At 57.5% G+C, this 24,808-nt stretch carries 22 protein-coding genes; 19 read left to right on the plus strand and 3 right to left on the minus strand.

The features are described 5' to 3' along the window. Nucleotides 1-34: 34 nt before the first annotated feature. The 19 genes from E0L17_RS06720 to E0L17_RS06810 all read left to right on the plus strand — a co-directional run bounded on the left by E0L17_RS06720 (nucleotide 35) and on the right by E0L17_RS06810 (nucleotide 20,616). Nucleotides 35-1,390: an LCP family protein gene (locus E0L17_RS06720; protein ID WP_286163342.1), complete on the plus strand. Its 1,356-nt coding sequence runs from the start codon at nucleotides 35-37 to the stop codon at nucleotides 1,388-1,390. 240 nt (nucleotides 1,391-1,630) lie between these two features. Continuing rightward, entirely contained in the window at nucleotides 1,631-2,290 is a 660-nt protein-coding gene (locus E0L17_RS06725) for a YveK family protein (protein WP_167930488.1), read from the plus strand. Continuing rightward, the gene (locus E0L17_RS06730) at nucleotides 2,290-3,162 is read left to right on the plus strand and encodes a CpsD/CapB family tyrosine-protein kinase (protein ID WP_167930489.1); all 873 of its coding nucleotides are present in this window, start codon (nucleotides 2,290-2,292) and stop codon (nucleotides 3,160-3,162) included. The genes E0L17_RS06725 and E0L17_RS06730 overlap by 1 nt, the downstream gene beginning before the upstream one ends. 50 nt (nucleotides 3,163-3,212) lie before the next feature. After that, entirely contained in the window at nucleotides 3,213-3,875 is a 663-nt protein-coding gene (locus tag E0L17_RS06735; RefSeq protein WP_167930490.1) for a CpsB/CapC family capsule biosynthesis tyrosine phosphatase, read from the plus strand. A gap of 262 nt (nucleotides 3,876-4,137) precedes the next feature. After that, on the plus strand, nucleotides 4,138-4,653 hold the full coding sequence (gene loaP, locus E0L17_RS06740; RefSeq protein WP_167930491.1) for an antiterminator LoaP: 516 nt from the start codon (nucleotides 4,138-4,140) through the stop codon (nucleotides 4,651-4,653). Beyond that, nucleotides 4,634-5,383 (plus strand): sugar transferase, encoded by a 750-nt coding sequence (locus tag E0L17_RS06745; protein WP_167930492.1) that lies wholly within the window; start codon nucleotides 4,634-4,636, stop codon nucleotides 5,381-5,383. The genes loaP and E0L17_RS06745 overlap by 20 nt, the downstream gene beginning before the upstream one ends. A gap of 2 nt (nucleotides 5,384-5,385) precedes the next feature. Beyond that, nucleotides 5,386-6,159: a WecB/TagA/CpsF family glycosyltransferase gene (locus E0L17_RS06750; RefSeq protein ID WP_206109043.1), complete on the plus strand. Its 774-nt coding sequence runs from the start codon at nucleotides 5,386-5,388 to the stop codon at nucleotides 6,157-6,159. Beyond that, entirely contained in the window at nucleotides 6,156-7,205 is a 1,050-nt protein-coding gene (locus tag E0L17_RS06755; protein ID WP_167930493.1) for a polysaccharide biosynthesis protein, read from the plus strand. The genes E0L17_RS06750 and E0L17_RS06755 overlap by 4 nt, the downstream gene beginning before the upstream one ends. Beyond that, nucleotides 7,205-8,395: a polysaccharide biosynthesis C-terminal domain-containing protein gene (locus E0L17_RS06760; protein WP_167930494.1), complete on the plus strand. Its 1,191-nt coding sequence runs from the start codon at nucleotides 7,205-7,207 to the stop codon at nucleotides 8,393-8,395. Before E0L17_RS06755 ends, E0L17_RS06760 begins: the two co-directional genes overlap by 1 nt. A gap of 2 nt (nucleotides 8,396-8,397) precedes the next feature. Next, entirely contained in the window at nucleotides 8,398-9,582 is a 1,185-nt protein-coding gene (locus E0L17_RS06765) for a UDP-N-acetyl glucosamine 2-epimerase (protein WP_167930495.1), read from the plus strand. Between the two features lie 234 nt (nucleotides 9,583-9,816). After that, nucleotides 9,817-10,134, plus strand: a complete 318-nt coding sequence (locus E0L17_RS11100) for a DapH/DapD/GlmU-related protein (RefSeq protein WP_286163349.1) — start codon at nucleotides 9,817-9,819, stop codon at nucleotides 10,132-10,134. Between the two features lie 437 nt (nucleotides 10,135-10,571). Further along, nucleotides 10,572-11,642 (plus strand): glycosyltransferase family 4 protein, encoded by a 1,071-nt coding sequence (locus E0L17_RS06775; protein ID WP_167930497.1) that lies wholly within the window; start codon nucleotides 10,572-10,574, stop codon nucleotides 11,640-11,642. Beyond that, the gene (locus E0L17_RS06780; RefSeq protein WP_167930498.1) at nucleotides 11,629-12,714 is read left to right on the plus strand and encodes a glycosyltransferase; all 1,086 of its coding nucleotides are present in this window, start codon (nucleotides 11,629-11,631) and stop codon (nucleotides 12,712-12,714) included. The genes E0L17_RS06775 and E0L17_RS06780 overlap by 14 nt, the downstream gene beginning before the upstream one ends. Next, on the plus strand, nucleotides 12,687-13,997 hold the full coding sequence (locus E0L17_RS06785) for a hypothetical protein (protein WP_167930499.1): 1,311 nt from the start codon (nucleotides 12,687-12,689) through the stop codon (nucleotides 13,995-13,997). The genes E0L17_RS06780 and E0L17_RS06785 overlap by 28 nt, the downstream gene beginning before the upstream one ends. After that, nucleotides 13,984-15,417: a lipopolysaccharide biosynthesis protein gene (locus E0L17_RS06790; RefSeq protein WP_167930500.1), complete on the plus strand. Its 1,434-nt coding sequence runs from the start codon at nucleotides 13,984-13,986 to the stop codon at nucleotides 15,415-15,417. Before E0L17_RS06785 ends, E0L17_RS06790 begins: the two co-directional genes overlap by 14 nt. A gap of 134 nt (nucleotides 15,418-15,551) precedes the next feature. Further along, nucleotides 15,552-16,760 carry a glycosyltransferase family 4 protein gene (locus E0L17_RS06795; RefSeq protein ID WP_167930501.1) on the plus strand — a complete coding sequence of 403 codons (1,209 nt, stop codon included), beginning with the start codon at nucleotides 15,552-15,554 and terminating at the stop codon, nucleotides 16,758-16,760. Between the two features lie 288 nt (nucleotides 16,761-17,048). Beyond that, the gene (locus E0L17_RS06800; RefSeq protein ID WP_167930502.1) at nucleotides 17,049-18,068 is read left to right on the plus strand and encodes an NAD-dependent epimerase/dehydratase family protein; all 1,020 of its coding nucleotides are present in this window, start codon (nucleotides 17,049-17,051) and stop codon (nucleotides 18,066-18,068) included. A 61-nt stretch (nucleotides 18,069-18,129) separates the two neighbouring features. Continuing rightward, nucleotides 18,130-19,389, plus strand: a complete 1,260-nt coding sequence (locus tag E0L17_RS06805; protein ID WP_167930503.1) for a nucleotide sugar dehydrogenase — start codon at nucleotides 18,130-18,132, stop codon at nucleotides 19,387-19,389. A gap of 39 nt (nucleotides 19,390-19,428) precedes the next feature. Then, on the plus strand, nucleotides 19,429-20,616 hold the full coding sequence (locus E0L17_RS06810) for a UDP-N-acetyl glucosamine 2-epimerase (RefSeq protein ID WP_167930504.1): 1,188 nt from the start codon (nucleotides 19,429-19,431) through the stop codon (nucleotides 20,614-20,616). 640 nt (nucleotides 20,617-21,256) lie between these two features. Here E0L17_RS06810 and E0L17_RS06815 read toward each other — a convergent pair. The 3 genes from E0L17_RS06815 to E0L17_RS06825 form a co-directional block, all read right to left on the minus strand. Next, nucleotides 21,257-22,501 (minus strand): Fic family protein, encoded by a 1,245-nt coding sequence (locus E0L17_RS06815; protein WP_167930505.1) that lies wholly within the window; start codon nucleotides 22,499-22,501, stop codon nucleotides 21,257-21,259. A 189-nt stretch (nucleotides 22,502-22,690) separates the two neighbouring features. Then, a complete protein-coding gene (locus E0L17_RS06820; protein ID WP_167930506.1) occupies nucleotides 22,691-22,984 on the minus strand; it encodes a hypothetical protein in 294 nt (97 codons plus the stop codon). Between the two features lie 155 nt (nucleotides 22,985-23,139). Beyond that, nucleotides 23,140-24,792: an ATP-binding protein gene (locus E0L17_RS06825; protein ID WP_167930507.1), complete on the minus strand. Its 1,653-nt coding sequence runs from the start codon at nucleotides 24,790-24,792 to the stop codon at nucleotides 23,140-23,142. Between the last annotated feature and the right edge of the window lie 16 nt (nucleotides 24,793-24,808).

Genomic DNA, 24,808 nt, shown 5'->3' on the forward strand with positions numbered 1-24,808 from the left:
CTTCCTCTAAGGCTCATCGGGGAGGGGGTAGGTCATGAGTGACAACAAGAACCTGCCGGAGGACGCGCAGCCAACTGACGCGCAGGTGCCGCTCGACGAGCTTGCCTCCTCGCGCGCCGAGGGCATGCGTCCCTCCGTGGCCCCGCGCCGCCGTGCGCGCGACCGCTTTGAGACCGCCTTCCAGCAAGACCTCGAGCCCGATTCCCCCGCATCGGCACGTCGTGCCCGCCATATGAGCGCCGTCGAGCCCGCGGAAGACGGTGACTCCGGGCCCCGGACTCAGGACGAGCCCACCCCTGCGGGCGAGAAGAACGTCTCGTCGCGGCCCGAGCGCCGCCGGGTGCCCCTTGCCGCCAAGGTGCTCCTTGGCCTGATTGTCTGCCTGGGAATGGTTGCCGGTGCGGTGGCCCTTTGGGTGGGCGGCCTTGACAGCTCCATGCGCGTGAGCGACGACCAGCGCGCGGAGCTCGACGAGGCCCTCGCGGACCCCGCGCCTGCGGCTCAGGAGGTCCAGGGCAGCGTCTTCTACGCGCTCATCATCGGCTCGGACGCGCGCCAGGTGGACGTTGCCTCGCGCTCGGACGTTATCATGCTCGCTCGCGTGGACACCGCGCACGCAACCGTCACGCTCATCTCCATCCCGCGTGACACCATGATCAGTGCACAGGGAGGCGTCGAGAAGATCAACGCGCGCTACAACTACGGCCCCGCCGCCACGGTCAGGGCCGTGTCCGAGTTTGCCGGCGTGGACATCTCCCACTACGTGGAGGTCAACTTCGAGGGGCTGGAGCACGTGGTCGACGCTCTGGGCGGCGTGACCGTCACCATCCCCGAGGACATCCCCTCCGGCAACGGCGGGATGGCGTTCTCGGCGGGCGAGCAGACCCTCACCGGCGAGCAGGCCCTCGCCTACGCGCGCGAGCGCTACAACGTCTCTGGAGGCGACTTCGGCCGCGCCCAGGCCCAGCGCCAGATCGTGGAGGCCATCGTGCGCGAGGTGCTGGCCAGCAGCCCGGTGGAGCTTCCCGGCCTAGTGGGGCAGCTCGCGGAGTCCATCTCCACGGACCTCTCCGTCGCGGACATTGCCTCGTATGCCCTGGAGATCCAGCGTTCGGGCGCCGCGCTCACCATATATTCTGCGGCCACACCGAGCTACAGCCTCTCGCAGGGCGGCGTCTCCTACGTCGCGACCATGTACGACGAGTGGCGCGCCATGATGCAGCGCGTGGACGCGGGGCTCGACCCCAATGACGCGGCGGTCCAGGTGCCGGACGAGCAGCTCCAGAACGAGCGCCTCGGCGCGGCGACCAACGCCGCCGGCCCGCGGGACTACGCGGGGCTCGCCGCCTCTGCGGGGCTCACGACGGATGACGTTGCAAGCCTGGGATAGCCGTGTGCGACATACCCCGGGCCGCCATTCGCATAACTGATGCATTTATTTTTTTGTAAAGAAACGGTACGCATGTCCGGTTCTATACAAATGATATCGACCTCCCCCCTCCCCTAAGGCTAGAGTAAACTACTGTGGAAAATGGGGGAGGGGGTCGCTCATGTGGTGCTTCGCGCCCGGGCGGGCCCCGGCAGCGCGGCGGGGTGGTCCCGCCGCACGCGAGAAAGGAGACTGGGCCGCATGACCCTGCTCGAACTGCTTCAGCTGCTGAAGAAGCACCTCAGGCTGGTGATTGTGCTGCCTGTGGCGTGCGCGCTCGTCATGGGCGTGTACGCCTACGCGTTCATGGGCAACACCTACACCGCTTCCACAAGCATGTACGTCCTCGCTCAGGCCACGGAGTCCTCGAGCGGGAATCTCTCAACGGACCTCAACGCGTCTCAGATGATCTCAAACGACGTCTCCACGCTGCTCACCAGCGACCGCGTCAAAAACGAGACCGCGTCAGACCTTGGGCTTGAGAGCCTCAGCGGCTACGACATCTCCGTCGCCAGCGAGACCACGTCCCGCGTGGTGAGCCTGTCCGTCACCGGGCCTGACGCCCAGACTGCGGCGGACATCGCCAACACCATGGTGGAGAAGGTCTCCGCCATCGCCCGCGAGGTCATGAGCATCGAGAGCGTTAACGCTATCGACCAGGCCCAGGCGCCCGAGAGCCCCAGCGGCCCCAACCGCCCGCTCTACGTGGCCGTGGCCCTCATGGCCGGCCTCTTTGCGGCCGTTGCCATCGTGGTTATTGCTGACATGCTCAACACGCGCGTCCGCAGCCAGGAGGAGGTCGAGGAGCTCCTCGGCATCCCCGTGATCGGCCGCATCCCCGCCATGAAGGGAGGACGATAATGGCTAGGCGCTCCAACAGGGGGACGAGCGATACCGTCTTCCTCCAGAACGCGGTCAAGACGCTTGCCGCAAACATCCGCTTTGCGTCCGTGGACAACCCCATCAAGACCCTCGTGGTGACGTCTTCGATTCCCAACGAGGGCAAGTCCACCATCTCCATCGAGCTCGCCCGCGCCCTCGCGGCGGGCGGCAAGGAGGTCCTTATTGTCGAGGGGGACCTGCGCCGCCGCACCCTTGCCGGCATGCTCGGCGTGCACCCGCGCAATGGCATCTACGGCGTACTCTCCGGCCAGGTGGCGCTTGACGAGGCAGTGGTGACCGTGGGCGGCAAGTCCAGCCTCTGGTTCCTGGACGCCGAGCCCCACATCCCCAACCCGGTGGACATCTTCTCCTCGCGCCGCTTCCACCGCTTCGTGGACAGCCTGCGCCGCATGTACGACTACGTGATCTTTGACACGCCGCCGCTCTCCGCCTTTGTTGACGCGGCCGTGCTCGGATCGGTGGCGGACGGCACGCTGCTCGTGGTGCGCGAGGACTTTGTCAAGCGCGAGGACCTTGTCGCCGCCTACGACCAGCTCCGCAAGGCCGAGGCAAACGTCATCGGCACGGTGCTCAACTACTGCGATACCAAGCGCGGCGAGTATTACTACAACTACTACGAGCAGGGCGCGCCGCAGGCGGGCGAGAAGGGCCAGGACGCCCCGGTCATCAGCCGTGCGACGGCGGAGCCCGCGCCCAAGCCCAAGCCCGCGCCGGCGGCCCAGGGCTCCGGCCTGCGCCCCCTGCCGCAGGACGCCCGGATTGCCCCGGACAGCACGGCGCAGTTCCTCTCGGGCACGCACTACCAGCCCCGCGGCTACGAGGACGAGTAGCGTCAGGCAGCGTTGCCCGCCCAACCACGAGACGCGGAGAGGAGGACCACATGAGGGACATGCACTGCCACATTCTGCCCGGTGTCGATGACGGCGCCCAGAGCATGGACGAGAGCCTTGCCATGGTGGAGGCCGCCCGAGCCGCCGGCGTGACGAGCATCGTGTGTACGCCCCACGCGCGCAGCCCGTACTTCGACTACGACGCCATGTGGTCCGCCTTCCACGCCTTCGCGCCGCGCGCCCGCAAGATGGGCATGCCCGTCACCATGGGATTTGAGGTGGCGCACTCCAAGCTCATGCAGCTGGGCGTGGAGCGCTGGGCCGAGCGCCTGGCCTTCGAGGGCACGGGCGAGTTCCTGCTGGAGCTTGACTCCCGCTGCGCTGAGGGGGACTTCCAGCAGTACGAGCGCACCATTTACGAGCTGCAGGGCCTGGGGCTGGACGTGATCGTGGCGCATCCGGAGCGCTATCGGGCGGTTCAGCGTAACGTGGAGCTGGCCGCGCGCCTCGTGCGCCTGGGCTGCAAGCTGCAGGCGTCCGCGGACTTCATCGCCGGCGGGCGCCTGGGGCGCGAGAGGCGCCCCGCGAGAAAGCTCTTCGAGCGCAACCTCTACCGCTACATCGCGAGCGACGCGCATCGCCCTGAGCACTACCGCTACCTCGAGCGCGCGGTGCGCGAGTACCCGAGGAGGGGGGCGCACATGAGGGCGTAGCCGCGCCGGAACCCTCTCTTCCGGGCTCGCCCCAAGGTGGAACCCGGAAGAGGAGGCTCCGGCCTCCTGCCCGCGCAAGCGGGTGCGCATATCCGCAAGGCCAACAATCGTCGCCCAGGGCGCGTTGCTGAAAGGCTTACGGGGAATGAATACGTCGCTTACGGCGGGACGGGGGTCCCGGTGGCGAAGCATGCAGCTTCGCTGTCGACCCTGGGTTTCCCGCTTCTGCCTGTGCCAGGCGACTCCCGGAGGGGAGGCGCAGATGGCCCTTTACGTTATACAGGTTGTTGGCGGCAAGGAGCAGCACGTCTGCGACCTCGTCAACAAGCTGTTGAGTGAGAGCATCAAAGAGTGCTTTATCCCGCGGCGCGAGGTCATGCGCCGCGTTGAGGGTAGCTGGATTAGCATCCGGGAGACGCTCTTTCCCGGATACCTTTTCGTGGAGACAGACAATATCCAACACGTGATGGAGCGCCTGGCACGCATCCCGGCGTTCACGCGCCTGCTGGGCGTAAGCGACGAGAAAGTCATTCCCCTGAGCCAAGACGAGGTCGCCTGGCTCACCGCGCTCATGAAGCCGCTCGACAAGGTGGTTGAGATGAGCGTGGGCGTCATAGAGGGCGACCAAGTCATCGTAACCGACGGGCCCCTCAAGGGTCACGAGGCACTCATCAGCAAGATCGACCGCCACAAGCGACTGGCCTTCCTGGACATGCGCATGTTCGGCAGGACCAAGACGATCAAGGTGGGGTTGGAGATTGTCAGAAAGCACGCTTGAGGCAGCCGTCTCAGCAGGCTCCACAACGGGCGAGAAGAACGCGGGCGCGCGGCTCGTCGAGGCGGAGGACCGCCGCTTCACCCCTTCGGAGCTCGAGCGCATCTCCTGCGGCATCGACCGCAGGCCGGCCTACCGCGTCGCCAAGCGCGCCTTCGACATCGCCTTCAGCGCGTGCGTGCTGGTGGTCCTTCTGCCCGTGCTCGCGCTCATCGCGCTCGCCGTCTGGCTCGACGACCCGCACGGCTCCCCGCTCTTCTTCCAGGAGCGCGTGGGCAGGCGCGGGCGTGCCTTCAGGATGGTGAAGTTCCGCTCTATGTACGTGGATGCGGAGGACCGCCTCGAAGAGCTCATGTGCGACAACGAGAAGGACGGTCCGGTCTTCAAGATTAAGGACGACCCGCGTATCACGCGCGTGGGCAAGTTCATTCGCAAGACCTCGATTGACGAGCTCCCGCAGTTCTGGAACGTGCTCGCGGGCGACATGTCGGTCGTGGGGCCGCGACCCGCGCTCCCGCGCGAGGTCCGCCAGTACTCGCTCCGGGACCAGCTGAGGCTCGCCGTGCGCCCAGGCATCACCTGCTACTGGCAGACGAGGCGCAACCGCGACTCCATCACCTTCGACGAGTGGGTCGACCTCGACCTGCTCTACATCCTGCAATGCGGCCTCTGGACCGACGTCAAGCTGATTGTCCAGACGGTGGGCTGCGTGCTCACGTTCCAGGGGGAGTAAGCGTGCCCGTTGATATGGAGAAGTCGCTGCGCCGAGTCGATATTATCGGCGTGCCAATAACGGCTACGAACATGGATGATTTTGTCGCCCTCCTCAAAGGGGGGCTGGGATACTTCAAGGGAAACTACGTTTGCGTTTCGAATGTTCACACTTGCGTCATGGCTCACGATGATCCCGATTACTGGCTGGTCCAGACTGAGTCAATAGCTTCACTTCCTGATGGAAAACCCCTCTCTGTCATTGGCAAGAGGAGGTTTCCCTCAATGGATAGGGTTACTGGTCCTGATCTTATGAGGGAAGTGTTTAAACTTTCTAAGGAAATGGGCTGGTCCCATTATTTTTACGGCACCGATCAGCGGTGTCTGGATGAACTAAAGGTCACACTAAGCAAGCAATATCCCTGGTTAAAGATTGCGGGGATGGAGCCCTCTCTCTTCAGGCCTCTGTCTGCCGATGAAGAGGACTCCGTTATAGACAGCATCAATGATTCTGGTGCTGATTTTGCTTGGATAGCCCTTGGGGCTCCTCGACAGGAAGTGTTCTGTCACAAGCTCCATGAGCGAATTCGTCCGGTCATGATTGGTGTTGGCGGCGCATTCAATGTGCTTGCCGGAATTGTGCCCGAGGCTCCCAGGTGGATGCAAAATCTCAGCCTCGAATGGCTCTATCGCCTCATGCAAGAGCCCAGGAGGCTGTTCAAAAGATATCTCGTGACCAATACAAAGTTCCTTGTTTATCAGTTTGCTCACATTGAACGGAAGAAAGGAAAGAGATGAGCACCTTCGAGGGGAAGACCTTGATGATCACCGGCGGTACGGGCAGCTTCGGCAACACCGTGCTCAAGCATTTCATGGAGTCCGACATAGGTGAGATTCGCATCTTCTCGCGCGACGAGAAGAAGCAGGACGACATGCGGCACAGGCTCCAGGAGCGCTCTCCGGAGCTTGCGGGGAAGGTGCGCTTCTTCATCGGCGACGTACGCGACGCGCAGAGCGTACGCGACGCCATGCACGGGGTGGACTACATCTTCCACGCGGCGGCGCTCAAGCAGGTGCCCTCATGCGAGTTCTTCCCCATGGAGGCCGTGCGCACCAACGTGATCGGCACGGACAACGTGCTGCACGCCGCGATTGCCGAGGGCGTTGACAGAGTCGTGTGCCTGTCCACAGACAAGGCCGCCTACCCCATCAACGCCATGGGCAAGTCCAAGGCCATGATGGAGTCCATCATCTACGCGAACGCAAGGACGGGCGCTGGCAGGACTACAATTTGTTGTACGCGTTACGGCAACGTGATGTGCTCACGTGGCAGTGTGATCCCCCTGTTCATCGACCGCATTCGCAGGGGAGAGCCTCTTACCGTGACCGATCCTGCCATGACTCGCTTCCTCATGAATCTCGATGAGGCCGTTGACCTGGTTGAGTTTGCCTTCGAGCATGCTGAGCCCGGGGACCTCTTCATCCAGAAGGCCCCCGCATCGACCATCGCCGACCTCGCGGAGGCCGTGCAGGAGCTCTTCGGGCGTACGGGCACCCAGGTGATCGGCACGCGCCACGGCGAGAAGCTCTTCGAGACCCTCATGACCCGCGAGGAGCGCCTGAGGGCTGAGGACATGGGGGAGTACTTCCGGGTCCGATCCGACTCGCGCGATCTCAACTATGACAACTTCGTCGTGGACGGCGAGGTGGAGACGCAGGCGGACGAGGCGTACACCTCACACAACACCCGCCGCCTCGACGTGGCGGGCACGATTGAGAAGATCAAGACAGCCGAATACGTTCAGCTTGCGCTCGAGGGTCGTGAGAACGAGGCGGTCCAGTGATGAGGGTCCTCGTCACCGGCGCCAAGGGGTTCGTCGGCAGGAACCTCTGCGAGTCGCTGAAGAGCATCCGCGACGGCAAGGACTGCAGGGAGCGCTACCAGAGCCTGCTCCCGCTTACCGTGTATGAGTACGACGTCGACGGGACGCGCGAGGAGCTCTCCCTCTACTGCTCGCAGGCGGACTTCGTGTTCAACCTCGCCGGCGTGAACCGCCCGGAGGACCCCGAGGACTTCATGAGGGGCAACTTCGGGTTTGCCTCTGAGTTGCTAGGGCTGCTCGAGCATCATGGCAACAAGTGTCCCGTCATGCTCTCTTCGAGTGCGCAGGCATCCCTCGAGGGGCGCTACGCCGGCTCTGTCTATGGCGAGTCCAAGCTGGCAGGGGAGAACTTGTTCCGCGAGTATTCCGAGCGCACCGGCGCGCCGGTTTACATCTATAGGTTTCCTAACCTGTACGGCAAGTGGTGCCGACCCAATTACAACTCTGCGGTTGCTACCTTCTGCGATGCGATCGCCAACGGCCGCGAGTTCCATGTGAACGACCCCTCCGTCGAGCTCGAGCTGCTGTATATCGATGATCTTGTTTCATGCATGCTCGAGCTCTTGCTGGGCAACGTGGAGCAAGATGGTAACGGCATCTGTATTGCGAGCCCTACGGATAAAGTGACGCTCGGAAAGATTGTTGAGCTGCTGGAGAGCTTCCGCAACGCGCGCGAAAACATCTCCGTGCCAGACCAAACTGACGACAGCTTTTCCAAGAAGCTGTCTGCAACGTTTTTGAGTTACTACGACGCCGGGTCTCTGGCGTACCCGCTGCACGCGAACCGCGACGGGCGCGGTTCCTTTACTGAACTCCTACGTACGCCAGATCGCGGCCAGGTCTCGATTAACGTATCCAGGCCCGGTGTAACCAAAGGCAACCATTGGCACCATACCAAGTGGGAAAAATTCCTGGTTGTGTCTGGCGAGGCGCTGATTCGCCTGCGCAAGGTCGGCGTTGACGTGGAGGGCAACCCCTATCCCGTCGATGAGTACCGAGTAAGTGGAGATAACCCGACCGTGGTCGAGATGGCGCCCGGCATGACGCACAGCATCACGAACGTCTCGGAGACCGAAGACCTCGTCACCGTGATGTGGGCCAACGAGGCTTTCGATCCCGCAAGGCCCGACACCTACTTCGAGGAAGTGTGACCATGCCCCTTAAGACCGACTACTCGGACGTTTCCTTCGCCGACGATGGCCGCCTCAAGCTCCTCGTCATCGTGGGCACGCGGCCGGAGATCATTCGCCTCTCGGAGGTCATCAGGAAGTGCCGGCGCCACTTCGACTGCCTGCTCGCGCACACGGGGCAGAACTACGACTACACGCTGAACGGCATCTTCTTCCGCGACCTGTCGCTCGACGACCCTGACGTCTACATGGACGCGGTGGGGGAGGACCTGGGCTCGACCATCGGCAACATCATCGACGCCTCCTACAAGCTCATGGCGCAGGTGAGGCCGGACGCGCTGCTGATTCTCGGCGACACCAACTCCTGCCTCTCTGCCATCCCCGCGAAGCGCCTGCACATCCCCATCTTCCACATGGAGGCGGGCAACCGCTGCAAGGACGAGTGCCTGCCCGAGGAGACCAACCGCCGCATCGTGGACGTGATCTCCGACGTCAACCTCGCCTACTCCGAGCACGCGCGCCGCTGGCTCGCGCTCACCGGCTGCGCACCCGAGCGCACCTACGTGACGGGCTCGCCCATGGCCGAGGTGCTCCGCGCGAACCTGGGGCAGATCGACGCGTCCGACGTGCTCGAGCGCGAGGGGCTGGAGGAGCGCGGCTACTTCCTGCTCTCCGCCCACCGCGAGGAGAACATCGACACCGAGGCCAACTTCCGCTCGCTCTTCTCGGCCGTCAACGCGCTCGCGGAGGAGTACGGCAGGCCCATCCTCTACAGCTGCCACCCGCGCAGCCGCAAGCGCCTGGAAGCAACTGGCTTTGAGCTTCACCCGCTCGTCCGCACGCACGAGCCCATGGGCTTCCACGACTACAACCGCCTGCAGTCCAGCGCCTTCTGCGTGGTCTCGGACTCCGGGACCCTGCCCGAGGAGTCGAGCTTCTTCGCCTCCGTCGGCCGGCCGTTCCCGGCCGTGTGCATCCGCACCTCTACGGAGCGCCCCGAGGCGCTCGACAGGGGCTGCTTCACGCTCGCCGGCATCGACGAGCGGGGGCTCCTCAACGCCGTGCGCGTGGCGGTCGCGCTCGACGCGGAGGGCAGCTACCCCGCCGCCCCCGTGCCGGACTACGCAGATGAGAACGTGAGCACGAAGGTCGTGAAGATTATCCAGTCCTACACTGGCATCGTGGACCGCATGGTGTGGAGGAAGTAGGTTTAAGTGGGCGTTTTATATAAGGTCCTTGATGGCCTATCGCGTGCATATAACAAGTTACTGCTGGCCCCTGCGCTCAGGCGCTCATTTGCTTCATGCGGTAGGAACGTTACTATCGGCCGTCGGAGTGAGGTTGCTGGCGCATGGAATATTACGGTTGGTAACAACGTCTATATTGGCTCCGGTGCTACGTTGTTAACAGCGCGTGCTCGTATAGGGATTGGCGACTTGGTAATGACTGGTCCCAATATCACCATCATTACTGGTGACCATAGAACCGATATACTGGATCGCCCGATGATGTCGTTGTCAGATGAAGAAAAGCTGCTTGAGAACGACGAGGATGTAGTTATCGGTAACGATGTATGGATCGGCAGCGGTGTCACAATTCTCAAAGGAGTTCACGTTTCTGATCATTGTGTAATTGCCGCGGGTGCTGTGGTAACTAAGGATGTTGAGCCCGAGTTTTCGATTTGGGGGGGGGTGCCTGCGCGCAGAATCTCTATGCGTGCCCAGGGACGTCCGATGGTGCGGGTGGGTGATGCGTCGTGAGCTGCAAGGTGTTTGATTACCGGTTAATCAAGTTGCGCTGTTGTGGGCGCGGGTTGCTGTATAAGGCGGGGTCGAACGAGCATCTATCAAAGCGAAACGTTTCAAAAGATGCCTTCCATTCCTTTATCAGGGAGGGCGTTCTCTCCAGTAACCAATTCAAAGTCGGCCATTTTGGTTTGCATAAGGTAAGGGCGACGGCTTGGCCAATCGATGTCTCACGTGGTTATGAGGAGTCCATTCCGCAGTACGCGATTCATAGTGACAGCCCAGACGCTCTTCGGTATGAAGGGGAGGCGCTGGTGTCTCAAGCCCATTACGAAGGGGCTTTACAACGAGCGCAGTGTCAGGTCATGCTTCGAGGAGGGGTCGCCTGATGCGTCGAGGGTCGAGCGCGCGTGATATTGGCGGGGTCAGGTTCCGGAAATGCGCGGCTCATCATGGCTGATAAGGTGCTCATGATTGGCCCCTCCACCGAAGCATGGGGTGGCATTGCCACAGTTGAAAAGAATATTATTCAGGCTGCCGCCATGGCAGGCAGGCCTATTCGTTTTGTCCCAACAATGAGGGATGGATCGAAGATAGGCAAGATGATTTTCTTTGCAGGAGCTTACATCAGGATTGCCTTATATGACCTCCACCGTTGCGATGTGTGTCACATCCACATGGCATTAGGCATGAGCTACAGGAGGAAATACCTCATATGTAGAATTGCCGACATGCGAGGTATTCCCTACATTCTTCATGTTCATGAGGGGGATTTTGAAAACTTATACGAGGCGATGCAGACGTCCGAGCAAAGAAAAATACGATGGATGCTTAAGAGCGCTTCGAGTGTAATTGCTTTGTCTGATGAATGGAAAGAATACCTTGTTCGAAAATTTGATCTCAGCAACGTTGTCGTTCTGGAAAACGCCGTGTTCGTACCGAATATAAATGACGGCTCGCATGACGTCAGTAGGTTTTTATTTCTAGGTCGACTTTGCTACAGGAAGGGCTTGGATACACTTCTCGAGGCAACGAGTATTCTTCGGAAGAAATACCCTGGCGTTGAAGTCAATATTGCTGGTGGTGGAGATGAGATCGAAGCCTATCGCTCGTTGGCATCGAAGCTTGGCGTCGAGAAAAATGTATGTTTCTTAGGCTGGGCTGATGAGCAGGAGAAACGGCGTTTGTTTTCATCTTGCGGGACACTGGTTTTACCCTCAAGAGCAGAAGGACTGCCAATGTGTGTGCTTGAAGGAATGGCGAATGGCTGTGCTGTAATTGCCACCCGAGTCGGGGGAATTCCCAGCGTTATTGCAAACGGAGATAACGGTCTGCTCATTGAGCCGCATAATCCTGAGAGACTTGCAAACGCTATGGAGTATTGCATTGAGAATCCTAGACAAGTGTCGCGTATTGCTCAAAATGGGCGCCAGACCATTATCCAGCGATATTCGATGAATACATACCTCAATAAGCTTGATGAAATCTATGAGACATCGGTGGACGTTGATGAGCGACAGTAGGAAAAAACCAATCAAAGAGATTCTCTTCATTCATCCTTCCTTACTAGGCGGTGGAGCTGAGCGCGTGGCCATCTCCCTTGCGTCTTACTTTGCTTCTCATGGATATAAGTTCACCTTTCTTTTAACGAAAGATAAAAGGGTAAGGTATAGTGTGCCAGAAGGGGTTGATATTGTTGATCAGCACGCCGATCCTTCAATCAAACCCATGCAGCAAATTTCCATCATACGCAGCTATATCAAAAAACATCCAAATGCGGTAATCATGTCTTTTTTGCCGCATCAAAACATGTATACGCTTATCGCCTCGATAGGCCTACCAAATAGGATTGTCATTTCGGTGCGTAATGATCCTCGGTTTGATTTTCCGCGAAATCCCCTATTACAGGGGGTGAGAAACGCGATTTATAGAAAAGCCGATGCGATAGTTTTTCAGACAGAAGAGCAGGCATCTTTCTTCCCTCACTCAATACAAAGCAAGGGAAGTATCATTCTCAACCCCATTTCGGACAGTATTCCTGCTCCCTATAAAGGAGCACGAAGAAAGGCAATCGTCACATCCGGACGTCTTGAGGAGCAGAAAAACCATGCGATGACAATTCGGGCTTTTGCTGAGTTTTACAAGTCGCATCCCGATTTCACTCTAGAAATATATGGTGAAGGAAGTCTGGAAGGTGACCTTAAAGGTGTTACTGAAGGGCTTGGAATTAGCGATGCGGTTCGGTTCGAGGGGTTTTCTCCCAATGCAGTGGAGCGCGTGCGTACTGCATCTGTTTTCGTCATGTCCTCTCGATTCGAAGGTCTTTCGAATTCAATGCTTGAGGCGCTTTGCATGGGGGTTCCAACAATTTGCACACGCTGCTTAGGCGGCGGCGCGGAAGCGCTCATTGACAACGGAAGAAATGGCTTTTTGATCGATGTGGATGACATACATGAAGAGACGCGTCTTATGCATGTGCTGGTAACTGATGATGGACTTGCCCGGCGCCTTTCCCACGAGGCTCAAAAGCTGCGTACGGAAGTAGGGATTGGTTCCATTGGTAAAAAATGGGAGGGATTGATTTGCTCCACTTAGTCCGGCAAGCATCAGCAGAATCGGGCATACGTGACAACATCAGTAATAAACCCATCTCTGTACTGGGGTTCTATGTAGCAGCAATATCGTCTTTTGCTGTCCCCGTAGTTCGAGAAGTCGGCGGTAGCTACCAACTTGCCAGCATTTGGGAAGTAAGCCGTTACTCATTCCAAACATCAGCGGGAAGGTTGGCAACGGCTTTTAACTTGATTCAACTTTCAGTTTTTGTAGCGCTGCTTATCAGGTCTGTTTTCGTAAAGAGCAACAAGCATTTGCTATTAACACTTACCGCTATAGGCGGCTTTATCGTATACAACGTCATCGAAGTCGTGGGATATCACCATGATTTGTCGACCGCGCTTTTTGGAAGTGTGTCGACGACGTTATTCCTCATTCCTTTGTTCCCTCTTTTGGGTGAAGATGCCGATTTGATACTAGTTGCAAGGAAAGCGGCACCCGTCATGGCATTGACGGGGATGATTCTCTCGCTTGTTTTTGCTGCAAGGTTTCAATTGACTTGTGGCATTGGAAGCACGGTAGGGTGGTGTCCCGCAAGAGACCTCTTTTCTTACTCAATTTGTTCTCTTTGGGCGGCAGTGTGCCTTTTAGACGAAAAAGAGCTCTCATATTCGAAACGAATAACACTGTGTTGCTTGATGGCGCTTATCGCCTTGTTGCTCTCTGTGCGCAGTTGGGTGATTCAGGCATCGGCTCTAGCGATTTATTGCTCCCTTTTCTCGTCTAGTGAAAGTGCGGGCTCAAAAACTCGTCGAGTTGTTATGGCTTTCTTTGTCGCATTGGCTGTTGTGGCAGTTTCTTCCCAGATTGCCCCAGAAGTGTTCGAGACGTTCTCCGAACGTATATTTGACGATACCAGATCGGGTCAATATGAGACTTTCTTCGCTCAGGTTAATCCTACAGCGCTAATTGCCGGTGAAGGAGCAACTGCCGGTTACCAATACGGAAATAATGCGAACTACCTTTTCTTCGATAATCAGTTCATCTATCTGTCCTTTCATTTTGGATTGATTCCTGTTATTTGTCTCGCATGGACGCTTTTTAGGACTATTTTCGTGAAAAGGGATGCCGCGGGAGAGCGCAACCGCGATCAACTTTTCTGTGCCCTGTTATATGTCCTGGCCCTTTGTGGCCTTTCGACATTTTTTTCTTATGAGATTAACGTCGGGATAGTTCTTTTCTTTCTTGCACTTGGATATAGGTTTCCAGTTAAAACAAACAAGAGTAGTAGAATTAAAATGGAGAATGCTAATGGGGGGCAGTAAAGCGCTATCTGGTTTTGCTTGGTCGGTAGGAGAGCGAATAGCAACGCAAGGATCGCTGTTTGTCATCTCGCTCGCTTTGGCGCGTATTCTTGGACCAAACGACTACGGCACCGTTGCGATGTTACTTGTCTTTATTAACATTGCGGATGTTTTTGTTACTAATGGATTAAGCGAATCTCTCATACAGAAGAATCAGGCTAGCGAATCAGATTACTCAACAGTATTTGTATGCGGAGTTGTTACGTCGATTCTACTATACGCACTCCTGTTTTTTGCGGCGCCAGCAATTGGTGAGTTTTACGGTAATGCAAGTATGCCCCCATTATTGAGGGTTCTCGCGCTGAGAATACCGCTTAGCTCTATGAATGCGATACAGCGCGCACATGTTGCCAAACGGCTTGACTTCAAGAAATATTTCTTCGCCTCCTCCCTAGCCGCTATCTTTGCCGGGGTGTTGGGTATTATATCGGCGCTATTGGGTGTTGGCGCCTACGCTCTCGCGGTTCAGCAGATAAGCAACATGCTGTTGAGCACGCTTTTTCTCTATGTTCAGACGTGCTGGAGACCATCCTTCAAGTATTCGAATAAATCTGCAAGGGAGTTGCTGCCAACCGGTTTTCAGCTTGCTGGCGCCAACTTGATCAACGTGCTCTATAGCGAAGGAAGATCCCTGATTATCGGGAAATACTACTCGGCGGACTCGTTAGCATACTATAACCGGGGGAATCAGTTTCCAAGTCTTGTTGTGAGCAACATAAATGTCCCAATTAGCAACGTAATGCTTCCAGTCTTGTCTGCGGCAAACAACGACAACAGGCGGTTGCGTGAACTAACTAGGAAATCGATGGGTTTATCGGCGTTTCTGCTAACGCCGTGCATGGGGTTGTTGTTCGTTTGCTCTGAACCGTTAGTACGGCTTTTATTGTCTGACGCATGGATTCCAAGTGTTCCGTACTTGCAAATCGGCTGTCTGTTTTACCTCTTCCAACCTATGCAAACTATGAATTGGCAAGCTTTAAAAGCTGCTGGAAGAAGCGATTTGTGTTTAAAGTTAGAGCTCGTAAAAAAGGCGATCTGTTTTTCCGTTCTCTTTTTGACGGTACCGTTCGGAGTAATGGCAATCGCTGTGGGCAGTGCGGTTTCTGGCTTTATTTCGATGGTGATTAATATGCTGCCCAATGGCAAAGTAATCGGGTACTCGTTTGCGCAGCAGATGATCGATATACTTCCTTCTCTTGTTTTTACTGTATTGTCTGGGGCTCTTGCTTACTGTATGGCAGAGATGCTGAGGGGCTCGGCGATCGTAGAACTTATTCTTGAGTGTGTCGTTATGCTGCTAGTGTATATAACGCTCGCGCTTGTGACTAGAAATAAAAACTTCATTTATATCGTAGAAAAGATTAAGAGAAAGATATTTTGAAACCGATTTGAACCCTTTTGTACTTAATCAGGGGGGCGGTTTCGCTGTTGGATGAATTAGCGAAAGGCCATCATGGTTATGAGCTTTTCTCCTGTTCTGTGAGGCCATATCGCAGCGTTTCGTGTGGAGTGAATATGGTGTCTGTTAATCGTAAAGTCCTTTATGTTATTCAGGCGACACCTGGTTGTAATGCACCGACAAAGCATGCATTTGCCATTGCCGACTTAATGAAATGCAGCGGATACAATGTTGAGTTTTTGTTTGCCGGCATTATTGATCCGCGCAACAGAGCAATTCAGGAAAAGTATGACTACCCATTTGAGTTTCCGGAGCATCTTAAACTTGGTCACTACAGCATATTAAAAAAATATCTTGAACGAGCTACGTCAATATCGAGCCTCAAAGCATTCAGAGAGTCCTTTGAACGCGTCAAGCCTGATTATGTTGTTTATTACGGAATCGAATCAAGGCTGGCGGCGGGAATTCTTCAGCATTGTCAAATGTCGCATGTACCCGTGCTTGTTGACGAAACCGATTGGTTTGACGCGCGTTTTACCGGTGACCTTGCCGCCTGGATGGTAGAAAAGTCACGAAGCAGGAGGGTGGAAAAGGTAGACTGCCTCGCTGACGCCGTTATAGCTATTTCTCAGTATTTTGTAACCCACTTCACTCTTAACAAAAGAAACCCCAATTTAAAAATCTTTTTTCTTCCTCCGATTAATAGGTGCAACGAGGTGTCTGACAGGATCGATTTCGATTTGAGGAAGGCAAGGAAAAGCACAAGGTTCTTTTATGCTGGCTCTCCTGCGGGAGGGAAGGATCAGCTACTCCATTTCTTGGCTGCAGTTTCTCATGTTGGCAGAGAGTGCAGGACGAACGCGGAGGCCCATATCGTCGGCATCTCGCCCGCGCAGGCGGAGAAGATGTTCGGTTCTTTGGCGCGCTGTGAGAGCGTGTTTTTTTATGGGCGGCGAAGTCATGCTGAAGTGATTGAGATGCTCCGTCATGCTGATTTCGGCATTTTATTTCGCAGGCCTGAACGATATGCAAAAGCTGGTTTTTCAACCAAATTCGCTGAATGCATGTCAAATGGCGTTCCGATGCTCTGTAACAGGGTTGGCGGAGCAGATCTCGTTATCGAAAACGAGGTTGAAGGGCTGGTTATAGACGATTGTTCTCCCTTGCATATGGAAGAGGCTATTCGCTTTGCGTGCGAAATGGACGATGCGAAACTGAGGGATATGAAAACTGCTGCGTTTAAGAAGGCACAGCAGTTATTTAATTTGGACAACTATATAGAACCATTCAGCGCTTTTATGAACGAGCTGTCTCGTGGGGCGTAGGTGCACTGTTCGTCTCTGTGGCTTCGCGCTTTAGCGCCAGGTATTGGGCGTGCCCTATCGTATGCATATTGATACAACAGCGTCGGCGCGACGCGTGTCGCCCGCGCCGTGTATTTCTTTGGATTGATGTAGGGGTGGATTTGTCGTCCGATTATTCCAAGTCGCCCTTCATTTGGGATGCGCTTAGTGATATGCCCTGCAGCCGTTACTTTGTTCGCATGTTGAGAAGCTCTGAAGTTCAGACTATCGCTGCTCGTAGATACATACAAATCAAATTGGAGGTTGTTAATGGGACGTAGAATCTTTGTAACAGGTGCCGCTGGATTCATCGGTGCCTTTTTGTCAGACCGCCTCGTGCGCGAGGGATGGAATGTTGTTGGGCTAGATAATGTGAATGCCTATTACGACCCTGGCATCAAGGAGGACCGACTCCGGATGCTTCGAGAGACTGATGTAGCTGGGCGCTTCACCTTCGTTCGTGGTGATCTCACCGATGCCGCTCTCGTGGAACGTCTCTTTGCGGAGAACGAGTTTGATGTCGTCGTAAACCTTGCCGCTCAGGCGGGCGTGCGCTACTCGATCGACAATCCCAAGGCGTACATCGACTCCAACCTCATTGGCTTCTACAACATCCTTGAGGCATGTCGCCACCATCCGGTGAAGCATCTCGTTTTCGCTTCATCTTCCTCGGTCTACGGCGGCAACGAAAAGGTGCCTTTCTCCGAGGTAGATCAAGTTGACCATCCCGTGTCGCTTTACGCCGCCACCAAAAAGGCCAACGAACTCATGGCGCACGCGTACTCCAAGCTCTATGACATTCCCTGCACGGGTTTGCGCTTCTTCACGGTTTACGGTCCCATGGGTCGCCCCGACATGGCCTACTTCAAGTTTGCCAATACGCTTCGCGCGGGAGGAACAATTCAGATTTACAACATGGGTGATTGCCGGCGCGACTTTACCTATGTGGACGACATCGTTGAGGGCATCTTGCGCGTAATGGAACGTGTCCCCGAGGATTGTGGTACCGGCGCCCGCTACAAGGTTTACAACATCGGTAACTCTGAGCCGGTGCAGCTGCTTGAATTCGTCGACACTCTTCAGCATGTGCTTGTAGAAGAGGGGGTTCTTCCAGAGGACTACGACTTCGACGCGCATAAGGAACTTGTCCCTATGCAGGCGGGCGATGTGGTGGAGACCTATGCTGACTGCTCGGAGCTCCAGCGTGATTTTGACTACCAACCTGCAACCAAGCTCGAAGACGGTCTTCGTGCATTTGCAAAGTGGTATCGGGAGTATTACGGACTTTAGGGCCTAACAAGTTGTAAATGGGTTCGTGCCCTGTAACGTTCTTTGACAATTGGAGACTGAGATGAAGATTGCCGTTGCCGGTACTGGCTATGTGGGCCTTTCGCTTGCCGTTCTACTTGCGCAGCATAACGAGGTCCACGCTTTGGATATCGTTCCCGAGAAAGTGGATATGCTTAATCGGTTTGAGTCGCCCATTCGGGATGCCGAGATCGAGCAGTTTTTGAGCGAGGCTAAGGCGGGGGAGTGCACGCTCAATCTGACGGCTACGATTGATACAACGGCAGCATACGCTGGTGCTGAATTTGCAGTTATTGCGACGCCGACCAACTACGATCCGGCGCGCAACTACTTCGATACTTCTTCTGTTGAAGCGGCGATTGATGCAGTTCGCTCGGTCAACTCGGACGCGTTGATCGTCATCAAGTCGACCATTCCCGTTGGTTATACGGAGCGCCTGCGCGCGGAGCGCGGGGACTCCCGTATCATCTTCTCGCCGGAGTTCCTGCGAGAGGGGCATGCCCTGTATGACAATCTTCATCCCAGTCGCATCGTGGTGGGTGCGCCGGCGGACGATGCCGAAGCTCGCGCCGGCGCGGAGCGTTTTGCGGCACTTCTCGCCGAGGGTGCCGATCCCGCAGAACTCGATCGCGTGAACGAGGACGGCTCGACCGGCATTCCCGAACTCGTGCTCGGCCTCACGGAGGCCGAGGCGGTCAAGCTCTTCGCTAACACCTATCTGGCGCTGCGCGTCTCCTACTTCAACGAGCTCGACACCTACTGCGAGGTGCGTGGGCTCTCCACGGCCGACGTTATTCGCGGAGTGTGCCTGGAGCCGCGCATCGGCTCATTTTATAACAACCCGTCCTTCGGCTACGGCGGATACTGCCTGCCCAAGGACACCAAGCAGTTGCTCGCCAACTACAAGGACGTGCCGCAGAACCTCATCGAGGCTATCGTGGACTCCAACCGCACCCGCAAAGATCATGTAGCAGACGAGGTGCTCACACGCGTGAACGAGCTCGTGTACGCGGGCGTTTCCGCACCGACCGTCGGTGTGTATCGTCTCACCATGAAGAGCGGATCGGACAACTTCCGCGCGTCTTCTGTCCAAGGCATCATGAAGCGAGTAAAGGCCAAGGGCGTGCCCGTGGTGGTCTACGAGCCCACGCTGGACGATGCGACGTTCTTCGGTTCCGAGGTCATGCACGATCTCGCAGCGTTCAAGGAGCGCTGCGACCTGATTATCGCCAACCGCTGGAGCGACGAGCTTTCGGACGTGTCCGACAAGGTCTATACGCGGGATCTGTTCCGCAGGGATTAATCTAAGTACGAGATTTCATTTTGCTGAAAGGGTGAGACCATGCCCCTTAAGACCGACTACTCGGACGTTTCCTTCGCCGACGATGGCCGCCTCAAGCTCCTCGTCATCGTGGGCACGCGGCCGGAGATCATTCGCCTCTCGGAGGTCATCAGGAAGTGCCGGCGCCACTTCGACTGCCTGCTCGCGCACACGGGGCAGAACTACGACTACACGCTGAACGGCATCTTCTTCCGCGACCTGTCGCTCGACGACCCTGACGTCTACATGGACGCGGTGGGGGAGGACCTGGGCTCGACCATCGGCAACATCATCGACGCCTCCTACAAGCTCATGGCGCAGGTGAGGCCGGACGCGCTGCTGATTCTCGGCGACACCAACTCCTGCCTCTCTGCCATCCCCGCGAAGCGCCTGCACATCCCCATCTTCCACATGGAGGCGGGCAACCGCTGCAAGGACGAGTGCCTGCCCGAGGAGACCAACCGCCGCATCGTGGACGTGATCTCCGACGTCAACCTCGCCTACTCCGAGCACGCGCGCCGCTGGCTCGCGCTCACCGGCTGCGCACCCGAGCGCACCTACGTGACGGGCTCGCCCATGGCCGAGGTGCTCCGCGCGAACCTGGGGCAGATCGACGCGTCCGACGTGCTCGAGCGCGAGGGGCTGGAGGAGCGCGGCTACTTCCTGCTCTCCGCCCACCGCGAGGAGAACATCGACACCGAGGCCAACTTCCGCTCGCTCTTCTCGGCCGTCAACGCGCTCGCGGAGGAGTACGGCAGGCCCATCCTCTACAGCTGCCACCCGCGCAGCCGCAAGCGCCTGGAAGCAACTGGCTTTGAGCTTCACCCGCTCGTCCGCACGCACGAGCCCATGGGCTTCCACGACTACAACCGCCTGCAGTCCAGCGCCTTCTGCGTGGTCTCGGACTCCGGGACCCTGCCCGAGGAGTCGAGCTTCTTCGCCTCCGTCGGCCGGCCGTTCCCGGCCGTGTGCATCCGCACCTCTACGGAGCGCCCCGAGGCGCTCGACAGGGGCTGCTTCACGCTCGCCGGCATCGACGAGCGGGGGCTCCTCAACGCCGTGCGCGTGGCGGTCGCGCTCGACGCGGAGGGCAGCTACCCCGCCGCCCCCGTGCCGGACTACGCAGATGAGAACGTGAGCACGAAGGTCGTGAAGATTATCCAGTCCTACACTGGCATCGTGGACCGCATGGTGTGGAGGAAGTACTAGGGGAGGTTCTTCTCGCCAGTCGACGTGCTTGAGCTGGGCTTGCCTTATGCCATATGGGCACTGAATAAGGCCTGGCCCTTCGACTAAACGAATTTGGCCCTTTGGGGTCTTCCAAACGCCGGAGGGGTATCCTCCGGCGTTTTGCGTATAAGGGCGCGCGGGGGCTGGGCACCTCTGTGGCTGGCTGGGTGACGATGGACGTGACTCGAACCGCCGCTTCATGAGTGGACGAGCCCTCTGATGGCGTTATCGTGCCCGATGAGCGCGTATTGGGCGACAGGGCGGCTCTAGCATTCCATTTCATATGTCGCTTCTGCTCGGCAGTCGTGACGAGTACAAGGGGATGGATCCCTCGGCGCGCTCCCCGCTCCTCCCGTCTTTCATACCGCCCTTCCATCAGCTGCAAGGCCTTCTCGCCATCGCAAGTGCGTGCTTTCGGGCGCGGCGTGGACCTCCACAAGGGGTCGTGTGTTATCCAGGCGCCGCGGGTGCCGACGCACGGTGTGACGACTTACGTTGAGTGACAGTCTTTGGACGGATGGGGCCCTTCTTGGGGCCTGGCTTGGTCAGAATGAGTCACTCATCCTGGGATGTGGGGGGAGGTTCGGAGCCGAGCGTTGAGGTTGATATCAGCAATTCCCTAGAGGTCCTTCTCGGGAATCTTCAAAAGCTCCTTCGCCTTGTCCGTGAGCACGAACCTGAGAGGCCGCGCGCTCACGGTCTTTACAAGGCCCTTCTCCTCGAGCCTCTTTGTGTGACGCCTCGCCATTGACTCCCTGAGGTTTAGGTATTCCGCCACGTCACGAAGAAGCACATCGGGGAACGCGCCAAACAGGGCGTACTGGGCCAGCATAAAAAGCACGTCGCGCTCCTTGTCGGGGAGGTCGATCGAATTAACGAGCTCGTCGATTGCTGTCACAGTTACCTCAAACTGGCCCTGGCGCGTCTCCAGGTCGGAGAGAACGCGATGCTGGGCGGTGTCCACATACTCCAGCATTGCGAGGACAAAAGGCGTGAGCTCGCCGTGGTTGAGCGGATCTTCGACTTCGCGGAACGCCCGGTAGTAGGCGCCCCTACTCTCAGCAATCGAGCGAGAGACGGACAGTGCGGTGAGCGTTGAGAGCGGCCTGCTGAGGTAGAGGGCAAGAAGGTAGCGCCCCGTCCTGCCGTTCCCGTCATAGAAGGGGTGCGCGTACTCAAAGAGGAAGTGGGAGACGATTGCGCCGCATGTCTCGGGGATATCTTCCGAGGAGGCCAGTGCAATCATGCGTGTCATCGCGGACACGATGCGGCTTTCGGGAGAGAGACCCGTATGGATAATTCTGCTGCCGCTCCCGATGATGTTGACCTCGCCCTTTCGGAACAGAATGCCGTCCGGAGCGTCCTTGCCCAGGTCCTCGCCCTCCATAATTCGATCGTAGATGGTGCGGATGTCCTCGGGGGTCTGAGGGAAAATGTGCTCGTGGTCACTTAGCTCAAGATAAAGTCGTGCGAGTTCGCGAAAGCGTTTATGCTCGAGTTTCGATGGGTCGGCAGATGTTGTCTCGAGCAGGTCGTTAATCTGCCTCCGCGTGCTGTGGACGCCCTCGAGTTCATTGGAACAAACGACCTCATCGATGACGAGGCTCCTGATGAGGGCTCCGGTTGCGATGGGGGGCAGCCTCGAGAGCAAGAGCGCGATTTGTCTCTCGCGGCGAAGGATGGTTTCGTTGAGAACGGAGAGCTCGCGAGGGACGGCAAGAAAGAGCTCTCCGTGAGGGGTCTCAACGCCGGTCCTGAAGGTTGACTCTGCTTCAAGTCGTGTCGCGGCGAGCGCCTCGTTTTTCTCGTAGCGCTTGCTTGACGAATCCATGTGGAAGAGCTTGGCGAGGGTTCTATATGCCATGTGTGCCTCCAATCGAGAGTGCGATTATAGATGGAATCCCACTCTCTTATTTGTACTATTCGGCGAATAGTACAAATAAGAGAGTGGGATTCGGGGTGCTATTTGTACTCTTGGCCGATTGGGAGATTAAGAGTTCCAACTCGCTTTGCTTGCGCAATTGCTAAGGTATCGCGTCGGTGGTCTCGCCCGCTACTCGTAAAACCGCAGCGCCTCGCGAATGTAGCGCCTGAGGAGGACGAGGCCTAGGGCGTCCCACTCCATGCTTTCCTTCCTGGCGCTGATCATGAGGTCGAAGTAGTGTCGGGACATCGGAATGTGCGAGCTGTACTGCTGGACTATGCTCGCGATGACCGTCTGGTGGCTGTTGCCCTGCCTATTTGCGCCGAGGACGGGAAGGAGCGGCAGGTCGAGATACTCCCTCCGCAGACGTTCGAAGACGCTTCGCATAGGCGAGGACGAGGCCGGCCCAGCGATAGCGTCCATATCGTGACCTGTCGTGTCGGCGGCCACCGCACTTGAGGTTAGGTGACAGCTTTTGAACGGATGGCACCCTTGACGAGGCTTCGTTTTATCGAATTGCGTCATTCGGCGGAGGGGGCGTCGCTTGTCGATCCCGCTCCAAGACTGTTGATGGGACGTCAGACATTAACTGGCGTGTAGTACGCATCCGGCCCGTTCTTCTCCTTCCGGAGCCTCCCCTCATTGACAAGCTTGCGAATCTCGTAATAAGCGGAATTCTTGTCGATGTGCAGCAGCTCGCCCACACTGGCGGTGCTGACCCGTCCCTGGCTCTCCGCGAGCTTCATGATGAGCTCGGGGTAACGCAGTCGATCGATGTCCGTCTGTCGCACATACTCGAGTCCCTTCCGGGCCGACCTGTAGAGGTGTGAGCTGAGGTGATACATGCGGCTTCTTCTGTTTCCGGACGCTTCGACGAGTCCTGCTTCTGTGAGAAGCTCGACCGTCTGCTTGAGTCGCGTGGGCTGTACATCAACCTCTGCCTGGAGGTCCGAGACAGACGTCCTTCTCATGCGCTTGAGCGCGTCGAGCACGAGCAGAGACTGGATGGGCATTGGCTTGCCGCTCTTCCTGCTCTCGTCTGCAAGGAGGCTGACAAACGCCAGGTCAGGCTCACTTCGGGCAATGAAAAGACGGACTACGGTCGAGGTTGACTCCGAGTAGTCAGGCAGTGGCCGGCCGTAAAGAAGCGAGCCCTCAAAGATCCTGTCGACACCACGGCCGGTCCTCTCGGCAAGGCCGATTCGCTTGAGGGCATCCATGAGGCAGGGGTTTCGCCCGTGGGGCTCCGCCGTCAGGAGCGTCTTTACCGTGACGCCCTCCACGAATCCGCCAGGATTGGAGATGGTGATGCCAGCGTCATCTATGAGCACCCTTACGTTGCCAAGGATCGAGTAGTCGCGGTGGCCGAAGGCGTTGACGAGAGCCTCTCGCAGAGCCCTGCGGTCAAAGGCGGGGACGGGATCGGTGAAAAGCCCGTAGGGAATCTCTGTGACAGGGTTCCAGGGTTCGATTGCCTCGGAAATCCGTTCGATGGTCTTAAGGAGGCCGCCGCCATACTCGTCATTCACCTTGATGTCGGTGCCCTGAAGCACCTGAAAGGCCGATTTTGCGGAGGGGGCAAGGCGCTTTATGGACGTTTCTTTTCCTAGGATGAGAACGCCCGCGAGCGTTGGTACTTGCTTGTCCCCAACTGTCGTGGTGAGTCCAAGCGCCCGCTCCAGCTCCTCGTCTTCCAGCTCGAGCAGGCTTCGGTCGCTGTTTCTTGACGAGCTGATTATGCGCCTGAGCCGCTGCCGCTCAATGGGGTCGAAATCATCACAAGACGAGTCGGGCATGGGCTGGGCGGAATAGTCCAGCCTGCCGAGGTCAGACAGCCTCGTCGCGATTTCGTAGGGGTACATGGGGACGCTTGCGGGCTTGCCGTCCTCCTTGAGCCGTCGACGCAGCATCTTTCCAGATGACGTTGCGACGATGCTCAGAGATCGGGGAACTTCCACGTGGAGAACGGGAAGCTCCTCATCGAGTATCTCTGAACGGACGGAGATGGGCGGGACTGTCTTGTTGGCAATCATGGCTGTCATGCGGATGGGGTCGCGGTGCTGGGGCTGGGCGCCTGTGACGCTGCCGTCATCCTCGACCCCAACATAGAGATCTCCGCCGTCGGTGTTTGCGAGGGCGACGATCTCCTCGGATATTACCGTGTCGGAGATGGTCTTGCGGTCGCTGTTGAACTCTACGGAGAGGGTCTCGGAGGGGGGAATAAGGCTCATCGGTTCCCTTTCTCTT

It is taken from the genome of Olsenella sp. SW781, from assembly GCF_012027725.1.
Taxonomy (GTDB): Bacteria; Actinomycetota; Coriobacteriia; order Coriobacteriales; family Atopobiaceae; genus Thermophilibacter.